General features: G+C 57.9%; 11 protein-coding genes and 1 tRNA gene. 9 read left to right on the plus strand and 3 right to left on the minus strand.

Translation table 11 applies throughout. The annotated features are described in order from the left end of the window. The first annotated feature begins 158 nt into the window (after positions 1–158). A tRNA-Ser gene (locus NITLEN_RS11620) sits at positions 159–248 on the plus strand. A 69-nt stretch (positions 249–317) separates the two neighbouring features. Here NITLEN_RS11620 and NITLEN_RS11625 read toward each other — a convergent pair. Further along, positions 318–1,850: a DUF2779 domain-containing protein gene (locus NITLEN_RS11625; RefSeq protein WP_121989772.1), complete on the minus strand. Its 1,533-nt coding sequence runs from the start codon at positions 1,848–1,850 to the stop codon at positions 318–320. 72 nt (positions 1,851–1,922) lie between these two features. Between NITLEN_RS11625 and NITLEN_RS11630 the strand changes: the two genes are divergently transcribed. Further along, complete coding sequence (locus tag NITLEN_RS11630) at positions 1,923–3,263, plus strand: MATE family efflux transporter (RefSeq protein ID WP_121989773.1); 1,341 nt, start codon at positions 1,923–1,925, stop codon at positions 3,261–3,263. A gap of 25 nt (positions 3,264–3,288) precedes the next feature. Here NITLEN_RS11630 and NITLEN_RS11635 read toward each other — a convergent pair whose 3' ends face one another. Continuing rightward, a complete protein-coding gene (locus tag NITLEN_RS11635; RefSeq protein WP_181416819.1) occupies positions 3,289–4,641 on the minus strand; it encodes a 2-dehydropantoate 2-reductase in 1,353 nt (450 codons plus the stop codon). A 66-nt stretch (positions 4,642–4,707) separates the two neighbouring features. Between NITLEN_RS11635 and NITLEN_RS11640 the strand changes: the two genes are divergently transcribed. Beyond that, positions 4,708–5,442: an SIR2 family NAD-dependent protein deacylase gene (locus NITLEN_RS11640; protein WP_121989775.1), complete on the plus strand. Its 735-nt coding sequence runs from the start codon at positions 4,708–4,710 to the stop codon at positions 5,440–5,442. On the opposite strand, the gene NITLEN_RS11645 is transcribed toward NITLEN_RS11640, so the two are convergent. Continuing rightward, positions 5,425–6,141 carry an HAD-IA family hydrolase gene (locus NITLEN_RS11645; protein ID WP_245924445.1) on the minus strand — a complete coding sequence of 239 codons (717 nt, stop codon included), beginning with the start codon at positions 6,139–6,141 and terminating at the stop codon, positions 5,425–5,427. The two genes, NITLEN_RS11640 and NITLEN_RS11645, sit on opposite strands and share 18 nt — an antisense overlap. A 159-nt stretch (positions 6,142–6,300) precedes the next feature. Here NITLEN_RS11645 and NITLEN_RS11650 point away from each other — a divergent pair, with 159 nt between their 5' ends. The 6 genes from NITLEN_RS11650 (at position 6,301) to grpE (ending at position 13,705) form a co-directional block, all read left to right on the plus strand. Next, a complete protein-coding gene (locus tag NITLEN_RS11650) occupies positions 6,301–7,428 on the plus strand; it encodes a response regulator (RefSeq protein WP_146216170.1) in 1,128 nt (375 codons plus the stop codon). A gap of 289 nt (positions 7,429–7,717) precedes the next feature. Then, positions 7,718–10,483: a valine--tRNA ligase gene (locus NITLEN_RS11655; RefSeq protein ID WP_121989778.1), complete on the plus strand. Its 2,766-nt coding sequence runs from the start codon at positions 7,718–7,720 to the stop codon at positions 10,481–10,483. 3 nt (positions 10,484–10,486) lie between these two features. After that, positions 10,487–11,368, plus strand: coding sequence for a carboxylating nicotinate-nucleotide diphosphorylase (nadC, locus tag NITLEN_RS11660; protein WP_121989779.1), 882 nt, complete (start codon positions 10,487–10,489; stop codon positions 11,366–11,368). A 3-nt stretch (positions 11,369–11,371) separates the two neighbouring features. Beyond that, positions 11,372–12,211 carry a biotin--[acetyl-CoA-carboxylase] ligase gene (locus NITLEN_RS11665; RefSeq protein ID WP_181416821.1) on the plus strand — a complete coding sequence of 280 codons (840 nt, stop codon included), beginning with the start codon at positions 11,372–11,374 and terminating at the stop codon, positions 12,209–12,211. 34 nt (positions 12,212–12,245) lie between these two features. Then, the gene (locus NITLEN_RS11670; RefSeq protein WP_121989781.1) at positions 12,246–13,034 is read left to right on the plus strand and encodes a type III pantothenate kinase; all 789 of its coding nucleotides are present in this window, start codon (positions 12,246–12,248) and stop codon (positions 13,032–13,034) included. A 98-nt stretch (positions 13,035–13,132) separates the two neighbouring features. Continuing rightward, positions 13,133–13,705, plus strand: a complete 573-nt coding sequence (gene grpE, locus NITLEN_RS11675) for a nucleotide exchange factor GrpE (protein ID WP_121989782.1) — start codon at positions 13,133–13,135, stop codon at positions 13,703–13,705. Positions 13,706–13,736: the final 31 nt, after the last annotated feature.

The following is a 13,736-nucleotide window of genomic DNA, read 5'->3' on the forward strand; positions in this document are numbered from 1 at the left end:
GAGCCACCAGGATGTTTTCTCCGATGAATTCGTAGACGACTCGACCTCGATGAGAGAAAACTCATTGAAATATCATGTCTCCCACTGTAAGCTCCCCCCACAGCTTGGGCAGTCAGGAGTGCACGTCCTTCAGTGCTTCCCAATTCAGCAAGTTGCCAGGAGAGGTGCCAGAGTGGCCGAATGGACTCGCCTCGAAAGCGGGCGTCCTCGCAAGGGGACCGTGGGTTCAAATCCCACCCTCTCCGCCAAACAGCACTCGCTCGATCCGGAATCATTCTTATGGTACGTGGCAATGAGATAAGTTCTGTGTGCGTTTCTTAAATCCTCGCCTGTCCCTTCGCCTTCTCCCCTAAGACCCGCCGTAATTCGACCATCGCCAGCGTGTCGCGCTTGCAGTAGGCCAACAGCGCCTCCTGAATCTTTGCCCGCTCGATCCAGTCCGTCTCAACGAACACCATCTTGTAGTATTCAGACGCAGCCTGCCCGCCTTCTCGGATAGTGAGATCGTCATACCGCAACGAGGGAACCAGTGCCGGCAGCACTTCTTTCAGCGAAAAGGAACCGCCGAACTCGGGATGATAATAATGTTCTTTGACAATCGGGTGCAGATCCCAAATCCGTTTCACCAATGCCTTGAGCGCGGTTCGTTGTTCAGGAAGAAACTCAGCCAGCTGCTCGATCACAGACTGTTCATACGAAGAGTAGACACAGATGCTCCCCTTGCTTCCCAGGGAATTCAGGAGAGACTCGGCCAATGACTTGCGCGGATCGGTCCCTTCTGTGTGCAGAAACTCGTGATGCACAAGCTCGCCGGAATCCTGCTCGATGTGATTCGACCATTGCACCGGCAGCGCTTGATACGGACGAGTCCCGGCAAACCGCGGCACGGCCAGCATGACGGTTTCAAAATCAAGATGATGAACGGGAAGCCGTACGGTCTTGAGTGCGGCCTCCAATTTCTCGGACATCCACTCTACATTCTCTTTAACTTTCCGCTGAACCGCCGACAGCTTTGTGCCATCGGGAATCGCATCGATGGTCACGATACCCTGCTCAGCCAGTTGGCTGGCAATCTGCTTGGCGCCGGGCAGATGAAAGATCCACCGTGCAGGCTTCTGACTTGTGCAATGCGCCCAGAAAGGACATTCATACGGCGTGAAACAATGGCGATCCGGGTCGATCACGGGAGCGGTCGATGCGAGTAACATCGCCTTCATCGCGCTTATCCGGTCCGGCACGGTCACCTGCCGTTCCAGCACAATTGAAGAAAGCTCCTCAATTGCAAACAGTTCGTTCAGATCAACCTCGCCGCCGGCATAGGTATAGGCGGTATTGATACGCATGAGATGACAGCTGACGATGTTCAGCCCAGCCCCCACCAGCACATGGCGCTGCAGCGCCAGATCGTCCAGGTGCACATCCTTCACTTTGGTGGACGATTTCACCTCGATCAACCGCCACGCTGCCGGGGCTCCATCTTCTGTTCGTACCCGCTCCAGAATATCCACACGGACGAGCACGCCATCGGCCATCAACGCCGCTTCGAAAATCGCCGGCACGGACTCGTCGGCCATCAGCGTCGCGGTTTGAGCCAGCGCCGCCTCGGTCTTGCGATACCCGGCCGCCACCAGATGACCACCGGGAAAACGGCGCCGGGCCAACTCACCGACGTCCGTCCCCATGTCCAGAATCGCCTGAGTCCCCGCATCAGGGAGCGTTGCAAGATAGGGCTGGTAGATGTCCAGATACAGGCGCTTATGGCACTGGAGACCGGAGATATATTTGGACTTCGATAAACGAGGCGTTTTTCGAATCTCGTCTTGCGGAAGATCTATTATTTTTTCCACCATAGCCTGACCCTAACGAACGATGCCGCATTTGTCTAGCCGAGCATCGCCTCAGTTCTGCTAGGATAGGCGCACATGGCCTCCCGCATCGCAGACATCCGCAAATCCGTGCTTACCCTGGCCCTGCCGGTCACTGTCAGCAGTCTCCTTCAACGAACCGAAGGCATCGTCGCGGTCTTTTTGGTTGGGGGACTCGGCGTCATTCCCATTGCCGCCGTCGGCCTGGGACAGCTCCTGGCGTTCATCGCCACTACCCTGGTCTCAGGTCTCTCAGTAGGATCGAATGTCATCATCGCCCAGCTCTGGGGAGCCAAACGGCAACGGGATGCCGGAGAAGCCGCCCGGCACTTTCTCGGAATTTCCCTTGCCGTCTCGCTGGTGCTGGCGACGCTGGGCATGACGCTGAATCACGTTGCGATGGACTTGCTGGGAGCTGAGCCCGGCGTCATTGCGCTCGCGATTCCCTATTCAACGATCATCTTTCTGGTGATTCCCTTCACCGTGCTGCTTCAGGTTTTGTCCTCAATCCTACAGGGTACCGGTGATACACGCACGCCGATGTACGCCATGATCCTGGTGAACTTGCTGCACATCGGAATTGCCTACCCCCTCGTCTATGGGTATTGGGGCCTGCCCGCACTGGGTGTCAAAGGAGCCGCGATTGCCGTGGGGATCGCCGAAGCCATCGGCGTGGCCTTTCTCTGGCGGCGCAGCCGTCCCATATTGCACTCGTCCACGCACATCCGGCTGGATCTCATTCGAACCATGTGGCATGTCGGTGCGCCGGTCTCAGGCGAGCGGATCGTGCAGCAGGCGGGCATCCTCATCTATACGAAACTCGTGCTCCTCTACGGCACCGTGTCTTACGCAGCCCATCAGGTGGGACTCTCCATCGAGTCGCTGTCGTTTTTGCCAGGCTATGGCTTTGCCATCGCCGCCGCGACGATGGTCGGCCAGAGCATCGGCGCCGGCAAATACACCAGAGCGAAGCTAGAGAACTGGGAAGCCAACCGCCTCGCGATCGTCATCATGGCCAGCATGGGCGTCGTGTTTTTCTTTTTCCCCTATCTGCTCTTGCGCGCCTTTACCACCGATGACGCCGTCATCGAGCTCGGCACGGTGTTTCTCAAAATTGTCGCCGTCCTGCAGATCCCGCTCGCGCTCACGATGGTAATCGCGGGATCGCTGCGCGGAGCGGGAGATACCCGATTCATCATGGGTGCAACGATGGTGGGCATGTGGGGCGTGCGTGTGCCGATGGCGTTGATTGTCGCCCTCTGGCTGCACCTCTCGGTGTTCTATGTCTGGATGGCGATGATCGCGGACTGGACCGTGAGAATGGCGTTGCTGCTCTGGCGCTACCGATCGGAACGGTGGAAAACGATTCGCGTCATCAAAACAGCGCGCACGGTATGAGCTGAATACTTTCCCATACCCTCACCTAACACTGCGTTCGTTCCTCAGCTGGCGGCCTCGTATCCTTCCCGTTCCCGACGCGCACCTCGATCCGACCCACGCCTTTCACGTTGGCGCAGAGGTCGTCGAGTCCCGGCGTAATCAAGCGATAGGGTCCACCCTTTCCATCGGGTAGCGGCTCGCCGTTGAGTTCATAGAGCAGGAGGCCGAAATCCCTCGCCTGCTGCAGCGTGAGCGTGGCGGCATACTTGCCGTCGAGCGAATGAAACGTCACATGATCGGCCTCGATCGCCAGCGCCGGTACATCGAGCAAGCCCTTCACCTTGATCGCCCGCCCCTGCATTCCCGGCATGACGGTACTAACGTCCTCGACATGATGCTCCGCCGGAAGTTGCCGGAGGGTCGCACGATCAAGTGAAACCGCCTGCACCACCGCCCCATCGATTCGCACGACTCCTGCCCCCTTCTTGTCCTGCTCGGTAATCGTCTTAATCATCGCCGTCATCGCCTCATTCACGGGAGTCGGAATACCCAACTCGCGTCCTTTCTGAACAATGTAGCCGTTCAAATACCCAATTTCCGTCTGCCGGCCCGCCTTCCAATCATCGTACATCGACGTATGGATATCCCGAATCTCCTGCGTCGCCTTGACGACCCGCTCCGCCATATCCGCCGGAAGCGGCACCTTAACCGCCGCCGAGACCGCTGCGACTTCATCGACGATCTGATGAATCACCCGCATCATCTCCGGGTGATCCAACGCCTTGGCCACCTTGTCGTCGATCAAGACGGTGATCGGATTGAAGACACAGTTCCAACACATCTTCTCCCACTTACTCCGGCGGATATCTTTCGAGAGATGGCAGGGAATACCAGCCGCCGTGAACAGATCCTTGATCTTGAGCAGGCGATCACTCTCATGCCCCATCAATTCGCCGATCGCCACCGCTCCTTTTTTATAGTGGTCGATCACCCCAGGCGCGGCAATTTTCGAATAGATGAACGCCACACCGCCAACGACACAGTCCCGTGTGGTGCGTGCGATAATCCGGTCTTCGGTATCGATGCCGTTTTGCAAGGTAAGGATGACAGTTTTATCCGTGAGTACCGGCTCGATCTGCATCATAACCTCGTCGAGGTCGAACGCCTTCACGCCCAGAATAATCAGATCCGGTTTCGGCAGATCCCGGACATCCGATGCCGCCTGCGGGCGAACGGTGAACGTCCCGCTCGCACTGCGAATCGTCAATCCGTCCTGCTTCACCGCCGCCAGCGTCTTGGGCCTGAGCAGAAACGACACATTCGGATTGTTTTTGGCGAGATGCGCGCCGAAAAACCCGCCCACAGACCCGGCCCCGACCATCAGAATATTCTTCATGATCACTCCCTTATTTACGACGGCCGTACTATAGCAGGCCGCCGAACTAGGATAAAATACCTTGCCATGAGCCAGCACCTTTTGCATGAAGCGCATACTCGCATAGTCTCAGCCCAAGCCATCACCATCTTGACCGGCGCCGGCATCTCTGCGGACAGTGGCGTCCCGACATTTCGTGGGGCCGATGGGCTATGGCGTAATTTTCGAGCGGAAGAACTGGCGACCCCGGAGGCATTTGAGCAGGACCCTCTATTGGTCTGGGAATGGTACAACTGGCGACGAGAACTTATTGTCACGAAACAGCCTAACGACGCCCATCACGCTGTCGCAGCATTGGAGTCGCGCGTCAACGATTTCTGGCTCATCACACAAAACGTGGACGGACTACACCGCACGGCCGGCTCTACCAAGCTGTCGGAGATTCACGGCAACATCTGGATGGTGCGCTGCATGGCATGCGGCGCCGTTACGGAAAACCACCAGGTTCCGCTGCCGCTCCTGCCCCATTGCGGACAGTGCGGAGGGCTGTTGCGTCCTCATATCGTCTGGTTCGGTGAATCCTTACAGGAGGAGGATCTTGCCCGCTGCGCAAAACAGTTGCAGATCTGTGACGTACTGCTCGTGATCGGCACCTCCGGCGTGGTATATCCGGCGGCGGGGTTTGCTTCGATCGCGAAAGAGGCCGGTGCCTATGTGATTGAAGTGAATCTCGATCCGACGCCGCAATCCGATCTCGTCGACATCGCACTGCACGGACGCGCAAAGGAACTCGTACCGCTTTTGTTACAGGCGAGTGAGTAACGGTTGGAGTTGTTCAAGAGACCGGATGCGATGAATCCCCGGCGCGACCTCTGCCTCTGACCGGTCGATCAGTACACTCGTGAGTCCAGCCTTCGTCGCGCCTTCCACATCTTCTTTCAAACTGTCCCCGACATGTACCGCATCTCCGGGATCGACGGCATGCTTCTCCAGGGCAAGGTTGAATATTTTCGGAGCAGGTTTCGCCGCCTGAGACAAACTGGAAATCGTGATCGTGTCGAAAAACTGTTCAATACCCAGCCCCCGCAACACCGGAAAGAGTCGCGAGTCGAAGTTTGAGATAATCCCCAATTCCAATCCTTGTGCCTTGAGCTGACGCAGCACCACTTCGGTCTCGGGGTAAAGCTTCCAGGTTTTCGGATCTCCGAATACTTGAAAGACTTCCTCGAAGAATTCGTCAAACCCTTCGAACATTCCCACTCGATAAAACACATTATGGACGATATCAAACCACCAGAGCCGCTCACTTTGCTTCAAGGCAGCCGGCTCCGTCGGGGCAAAGACCGGCGGCGAAGCATCCTTGAAGGCCCGGCTGAAGGCCTGCGTGATGGACGCCAGCGAGGTCGGGGTCTGCCGAAACCCGTGGCGCACGGCATACTGCAAATAGATCTCGGCGACCGATCCATTGATGTGAAACAATGTCTGTGCTGCATCAAAAAAAATGACTTGGTACGAGGCCATCACAACCATCTCCCCTCAATGCCATCACACATCAGAAAGCGTGCGGGATTGTAAGGCGCTGATAACGCAGAGTCAAAACCGAGCACTATCCTGCGTTTTCTTGACAAAGAATACCCCCGCTGCTAGCTTCATAATACTTCAATACAATTGGAGAGTTACGTGTCTTCTTCTATTTTCATCATCGATAGCAGTCCGGCCGTCAGGCGAATGGTTGAGCAAATCTCAACCCCTGAAGGATTTGATGTCGTCGGATTTCAGGACGGTCCTGCCGCCCTCGAAGCGGCCCGCCGCATCAGTCCGGCACTCATCATCGCCGATTACCATCTCGACAACATCACGTTCTCCGGCTTCTGCAAAGAAGTGAACAGACTCGACAACCTAAGCGAAACCTATCTGATCTCGCTGGTCAATCCAGCCGATCGCCCGGACGAAAGTCTCCTTAAAACTCTGGGTGTGAAAGCTTTTTTGAATAAGCCGTTTCAATCAGAAGATTTGCTCGATGTCATCAAGAGCCTACAGCAACAAACACAACCACAGCAGAATGGCAATCGCCTTAAGCGTCGAGTCTGGCCCCCCGACTCCACATCGACCGACACAGATGATGATGACGCGGTGATGGACCAGTTGGACGTCGCCGATGAGCAGGAGGATCTCACCATGGCCCATCCGCCGGAATCCACGACCACCACGAAAGCCGCGCCGGTCGCCGCCGGCCCTGAAGAAGCGATGAAAGGCCTCTTCGGACAGCTGTTGGAATCAATGACTGAGCGGACGGAAAAGCGGCTTGCCGATGTGCTCCCGCAAGCCATCGAGAAGGAACTCACGACCCGTATTCACTCGGCCGTGAAAAATGAACTGAACGGACAGCTGGGGGAAATTCTCTCACAAGAGCAGCTGGCAACGATTGTCCACCCGCTGTTGGTGCAAGAACTCCCCTCATTCATCAAGCAAGAAATGGCTGCCAGCGAAGGCCTGATCCGTCAGGCCGTATCCGATATCGCCATTCCCGTGATCAAGGACGTGCTGGACCAATCAGTCCGCGAACTGGCTGAAGCCAGCGTGCGCAAACAACTCCCCGAGGTGGTACGGGAACACCTGGGATCGATTGATCTGCTGGTCAAAGAAGAAATCAGGCAGGCGACTCTCAAACATGCCCCGCTTATCGCCGACGATATTGTCCGGGCAACCGCGGAGCAGACTGTCGAACAGGCGGTGCAACGAATCGTTCCTGAACTCGCGGAACAACACATTAAGGCCGAACTCACCCGCCTCACGGAAACGGAGTAGGCTTCACGCCTACTCCGCCCTAGCTCTTCTTTCCGGCTCGCTTCCCCTTCTGCCGTGCCCTCACCAGCGCTTTCACGCGCGTGACATTCTTGCGGTGTTTCTTGCGGGTCTTCCGGTCTTTCTCGCGTCCTCGCGGCATGATGACTCCCTTACATGCTGAAAATGAATCGTTGGCTGCGGGCGATTGTATAACACAAGCCAGGCGCAGCCACAAGCCAAGCGGCCGCCCGTTCCCCGTCATCGGCAGACATGCTAAGATGCATGCTCATTTTTTGACGAAGGGCGGGCCATGGCCTCACAACTCGACAAGACCTACGAACCTAAAGCCGTCGAAGACCGCTGGTATCAGGAATGGATCCGCCGCGGCTACTTTCAGGCCTCGCCGCAGAACCCCGGCGTCCCCTATTGCATTGTCATTCCTCCGCCAAACGTGACCGGTTCACTGCACGTCGGCCATGCGCTGAACAATTCGCTTCAAGATATCCTGATTCGCTGGCGCCGCATGCAAGGCCGCAATGTGCTCTGGATGCCGGGTACCGACCATGCCGGCATTGCGACGCAAAATGTCGTCGAGAAGCAGCTCATGCAAGAGGGCACCTCACGGGAAGCGCTGGGGCGCGAGGCCTTTCTAGAGCGGGTCCGGCAATGGAAAGCGACCTCCGGCGGCACCATCATTCAACAGTTGAAACGCCTCGGCGCCTCCTGCGACTGGAGTCGGGAGCGCTTCACCATGGACGAAGGGCTTTCGAAAGCCGTTCTGGAAGTCTTCGTCCGGCTCTACGAAGACAAGCTGATCTATCGAGGCGAACGGCTGATCAACTGGTGCCCCCGCTGCCAGACCGCGCTCTCCGACATTGAAGTGGAGCACGAAGACATCAAGGGCAAGCTGTACTCCATCGAGTATGCGTTGGCTGAAAATCCTGACGTGCGGCTTACCGTTGCCACCACGCGACCGGAAACACTCCTCGGCGATACCGCCGTGGCCGTCCATCCAGAAGACGAACGCTTTCGCCACTTGATCGGCAAACAACTCCTTCTACCGCTTACCACACGCACGATCCCGATCATCGGCGATGCAATCCTCGTCGATCGCGAGTTTGGAACCGGCGCGGTCAAGATTACCCCGGCGCATGATTTCAACGACTACGAAGCCGGCGAGCGCCACAAACTGCCACGACTCGCCATTCTGGATCATCAAGCGCTGCTCGATCCCGCCGGCATGCAGAAAGCCGGAGTCGAACCTGCCGTGATCGAAATGCTGCAAGGGCTTCCCGTCACCAAAGCCCGGCCAAAAGTGGAAGCGCTCCTTCGAGAGCGGGGCATCCTCGCCAAAGTCGATGACCACAAAATGGCCGTGGGCAAATGTTATCGCTGCAAGACCGTCGTCGAGCCCTACTTGTCACCCCAGTGGTTCATCGACATCAAGCCACTGGCTGAACCTGCCATCAAAGCCGTGGAAGACGGGCGCATCCGCATCATCCCCGAAGGCTGGACCAACAATTATCTCGGCTGGATGCGGGACATTAAAGACTGGTGTATCTCCCGACAGATCTGGTGGGGCCATCAGATTCCCGCCTGGTACTGCCTGGCATGCAACGCTAACTGCATCGTCACGACAACGCATACCTCACCTTCCGGGAGCCCCGTCACGAGAACCACCATTCTCCAGGGCGCACGACCGATCGTCGCGAAATCTGCACCGACCATCTGTCCGACGTGCAAGGGACAGGAGTTTCTGCGCGACCCTGATGTCCTCGATACGTGGTTCTCTTCAGGAATTTGGCCGTTCTCTACGCTCGGGTGGCCGGAGCAGACGCCGGATCTCAAAGCCTACTATCCGACCGCCACACTCGTGACCGGTCTGGACATTCTGTTCTTCTGGGTCGCGCGCATGATCATGTTCGGACTGAAATTCATGGACGATGTCCCCTTCCGCGACGTCTACATCCATGCCCTCGTCCGCGACGCCGAAGGACAGAAGATGAGCAAGTCGAAAGGCAACGTGATCGATCCGCTCCACGTCATGGAACAGTTCGGGACCGACGCCTTACGCTTCACTCTTGCATCCATGGCCTCTCCCGGTCGCGACATCAAACTGGCGGAAGAGCGGATCGAAGGCTATCGCAACTTTGCCAATAAGATCTGGAACGCCGCCCGTTTCGCCCACATGTATCTCGACGGAGCGAAAGAAGCGCGGCCGCCCAAAGACCGCTCCTTCCCCGACCGGTGGATCCTCAGTCGCTTGAATGACACCATCCGAGTCGTTGATCTGGAGCTGGAGGCTTATCGATTCGATCGAGCGGCCAGTGCGCTCTACCAATTCTTCTGGCATGAGTACTGTGACTGGTATCTCGAACTAATCAAACCGGTCCTCCAGGACCCCGCACACCCTGAAGGTCCTTCTACTCGTCACACATTGTCGGAAACGCTGGAGATCTGGCTGCGGCTTTTGCACCCCTTCATGCCGTTCCTCTCGGAGGAAATCTGGCAGACGCTGCCACACCAGGGCGAGACGATTGTTCTACAGGCCTACCCGACCGCACGGGATGAATGGCACGATGGAGCGGCCGACGACGCCTTCCGTCTCCTCGAACGCAGCATCGGCCTCCTGAGAACCGCGCGTGTCTTGCTCAACTATCCGCCCGGCAAACCGATCAACTTCTTTCTCACGCACGACGACCAGAAGACCGCCGCTACCCTGCAGGCGCTGAAGGCCGACCTCGCCCATCTCGGGAAAGGCTCGTTGACGCTGACGCCGATCGCCGAATGGCCCACGACCCAGATTCTCCGACTCGTGACTGAAGGGTTGACCGTGGGGATCACGGTCGAGGGTGATGTCGATCTCAAAAAAGCGCTCGATCGGCTCCTCAAGCAAATTGCCGAGGCCGAGAAGGAAGCACAGCGGATCGACGGCAAGCTGAAGAGCGCAGACTTTGTGTCCAAAGCCCCACCCGAGGTCATCACAGAACATCAGGAGCGGGTGCGCAGTCTCACCCGTGACCGAGCCATGCTGGTGAGCAGCGAGCAGCAACTCCGTGCCATGCTGGGAGCCTGATCGATGATCCAACTGCCCGCCGCAGATATCCGCCGCGCCGTGCGCGCCGGACTCGAAGAAGACCTCGGCGAAGGCGACCTGACCACGACGGCCCTCTTCTCCAAATCGGTGCCGGCCCAGGCTTCGATTATTGCCCAGCAGCCGATGGTGGTCGCCGGACTCGCGGCGGCCGTGCAGACCTTTCTCATGGTCGATCCCTCGCTCCGGCTCACAACCCATACCCATGACGGCGACCGCATCCCCACCGGCGCGGCGCTCCTCGACATTGAGGGCGACGGTCGCTCCATCCTCCAGGCCGAACGGGTCGCGCTGAATTTCCTCCAACATCTCTCAGGGATCGCGACGCTGACTGATAAGTTCTGCCAGGCCGTACGCCATACACCCGCACGGATTCTCGACACAAGGAAAACCCTGCCCGGCTGGAGGTCGTTACAGAAATGGGCAGTCGCGTTAGGCGGCGGCACCAACCACCGCTTCTCACTCGGCGATGGTCTGCTGATTAAAGACAACCATCTCGCATTGCTCCAGAAAGGCAAGCAATCAGTCCGTACCGCTTGCCGACTGGCCCATCAGGACACCTCCCGTGCCGTGCCGCTGATCGTCGAGGTGGAATCATTGGCAGAGGTTCGCCAGGCACTCGCGGGAAAAGCCGACATCATTCTGCTCGACAATATGACTCCGGCGATGGTTAAGCAGGCGGTTGTGCTGATCCGGCGCCGAGCCATCGTGGAAGTGTCCGGCGGCATTACGCTTAAGAACGTGCGGGCCATGGCGCGGGCCGGCGCCGATCGCATTTCAATCGGGGCGCTCACCCATTCGGCCCCGACAGCCAACATGAGCCTGGAACTGACTCCTGTCCGCCGTCCGCGGCGGCCGCGCACATAAGCCGTGTCATCCTCTTCACCTCTTACTCTCGACGACATTCGCAGTACGCTTGCGTCGAAACGCTTAGGGCGGCACCTGCACCTCCACCACAGCCTCGCCTCGACCAATTCAGAAGCGATGATGCTGGCCCAGAATGGCGCGGAGGACGGGACCGTTGTCGTCGCAGAAAGCCAATCAGCCGGACGAGGCCGTCATGCACGAACATGGTTCTCACCGCCCGGCTTAAATCTCTATTGCTCGATCATCGTCCGCGGCCTTGGGCGAGGTCTCTCCCTGGCTGACTGGCTCTCATGGGTTCCTTTGACGACAGCGCTGGCAGTGGCAGAAGCCGTCCAAGAAACGGCCGCGACATCGCTCGCGCTGAAATGGCCGAATGATCTCTTGCTGGATGAACGAAAAGCCGGCGGCATTCTCTGTGAAAGCTCACTCGCGATCCCGGATAGCCCGATCGTCGTCATCGGAATCGGTCTGAACGTGAATGTCCCCCGGGAATCGTTCCCCGACGAATTGCGGCCGATCGCCACCTCGCTCTTTGAGTCCTCACACCGGCTGGTTGATCGTAACCGGCTCCTTGCCCGGCTCCTCCTGGAATTGGAACAGAGCCTCGATGAGTTGCGCGACCATGGATCATCCAGGCTGCTGCAGGCCTATCAGCGCCGCTGCACGACCCTCGGCCGCCAAGTTCGCGTCGTACTTGGCACCAATGAAGAACTCCTCGGAACCGCCGTCGCCATTACCGCCGACGGCACCCTTCAAGTCAGGCCTTCCACAGAGAATTCCGGCACAGGCAAGGCTCCGCTTATCGACATTCGGGCAGGCGACGTGATTCATGTCAGGAACTAGCGAAATCCCCCGTGCACGAAGTAAAATAGGACCTATGCTACTGGTCATCGATATCGGCAATACCAACGTCGTGTGGGGGATCTTCGAAGGATCCACACTGATTGCGCATTGGCGTTTGGCGACGGATCCCAAGACGACGGCTGATGAATACGGCGTACTCTGCTTGAACCTCCTGGCCAGAAGCGGCCGCACGCCGCAGCAGGTCACGGACGCCATCATCTCCAGCGTCGTGCCGGCTCTCACTGGTACCTTCGACACCATGGTCGAAACCTACTTTCACCGCACTCCCTTAGTCGTGTCATCGGATATGGATGTCGGCCTCATGCTCAAATATGCCAACCCCAAGGAAATCGGCAGCGACCGGATCGTGAATGCCGCCGCGGCCTATCATAAGTACAAGACCGATCTCATCATCGTGGATTTCGGCACGGCGACGACCTTCTGCGCTGTCACGGCAACCGGAGACTATCTTGGCGGGGTGATTGCGCCGGGAATCGGCATTTCGGCCGAAGCGCTCTTCGCTCGTGCCGCCAAGCTCAGCAAAGTTGAACTCGCCCGGCCGAAAACCGTCATCGGCACCGATACCGCGAGCAGCATTCAGGCCGGCCTGTTGTTCGGCTATGCCGGTCTCGTCGATGCGCTCGTCCGGCGCATGGAGCAGGAACTCGGACGCACCTGCCTGGTCATCGCGACGGGAGGCCTGGCTTCGGTCATTGCCCCCGAAACGACCTCCATTAAACGCATCGAGCCGTTACTAACCCTTGATGGGTTGGAACTTCTCTACCGGCGCGCTCGCGGGACCTCATCGGCTACCTGGACCTAGCGTTTCCGTTATCCCCATCATTATTCTCAGAAATTTCTTTCCTCCCCTGTTGACTTCCACTTCCTTATGGATATCTGCACCACTGTAGAGGAAACATAATGAGCAACGATCAAGACAACGCCAATACAATTGACAACTTAGATGACGGGAACGTCACTGACCCAAGCCTCGATGGAGGGATGCAGGCCGTCCTTGCCGCCAAGGAAGACGAGTGCAAAGCCCTCAACGAGAAGTACCTGCGGCTGGCGGCAGAATTCGAAAACTATAAACGCCTGGCCCAGCGGGATCAGCGTGAGCAGATCAAGTTCGGAAACGAACAGCTGTTGCGGGAGCTCCTCCCCGTCGTCGATAACATGGAACGAGCCATTAAGGCGGCGCACGACAAGGGTAGCAGTGCGGCATTGGTCCAGGGTGTGGACCTGACCTTGAAACAATTGACCGGCGCCCTTGGAAAATTCGGCGTGCAGGCCGTGGAGAGCGTGGGCAAGCCGTTTGATCCTGGAGCCCATCAGGCCGTCTCTCAGGTGCCATCGGATCAAGTGCCCAGCGATCATGTCCTCGACGAGTTTCAAAAAGGCTATCGCCTGCACGACCGGATCCTCCGCGCCGCGATGGTCAGTGTGTCCTCAGGTCCGGCGCAAGCCGGTGGCAAGTCTTCGGAAATAAACTAAGACATCGGTTATTTTTAGTCGCTGATATCGG

It is taken from the genome of Nitrospira lenta (genome assembly GCF_900403705.1).
GTDB classification, from domain to species: Bacteria; Nitrospirota; Nitrospiria; order Nitrospirales; family Nitrospiraceae; genus Nitrospira_D; species Nitrospira_D lenta.

Excerpts from the sequence above, each read along its gene's own strand:
- NITLEN_RS11625 (WP_121989772.1), bottom strand. The coding sequence starts at position 1,850 with ATGGTGGAAAAAATAATAGATCTTCCGCAAGACGAGATTCGAAAAACG.
- NITLEN_RS11630 (WP_121989773.1), top strand. The coding sequence starts at position 1,923 with ATGGCCTCCCGCATCGCAGACATCCGCAAATCCGTGCTTACCCTGGCC.
- NITLEN_RS11635 (WP_181416819.1), bottom strand. The coding sequence starts at position 4,641 with ATGAAGAATATTCTGATGGTCGGGGCCGGGTCTGTGGGCGGGTTTTTC.
- NITLEN_RS11640 (WP_121989775.1), top strand. The coding sequence starts at position 4,708 with ATGAGCCAGCACCTTTTGCATGAAGCGCATACTCGCATAGTCTCAGCC.
- NITLEN_RS11645 (WP_245924445.1), bottom strand. The coding sequence starts at position 6,141 with ATGGCCTCGTACCAAGTCATTTTTTTTGATGCAGCACAGACATTGTTT.
- NITLEN_RS11655 (WP_121989778.1), top strand. The coding sequence starts at position 7,718 with ATGGCCTCACAACTCGACAAGACCTACGAACCTAAAGCCGTCGAAGAC.
- nadC (WP_121989779.1), top strand. The coding sequence starts at position 10,487 with ATGATCCAACTGCCCGCCGCAGATATCCGCCGCGCCGTGCGCGCCGGA.
- NITLEN_RS11670 (WP_121989781.1), top strand. The coding sequence starts at position 12,246 with ATGCTACTGGTCATCGATATCGGCAATACCAACGTCGTGTGGGGGATC.
- grpE (WP_121989782.1), top strand. The coding sequence starts at position 13,133 with ATGAGCAACGATCAAGACAACGCCAATACAATTGACAACTTAGATGAC.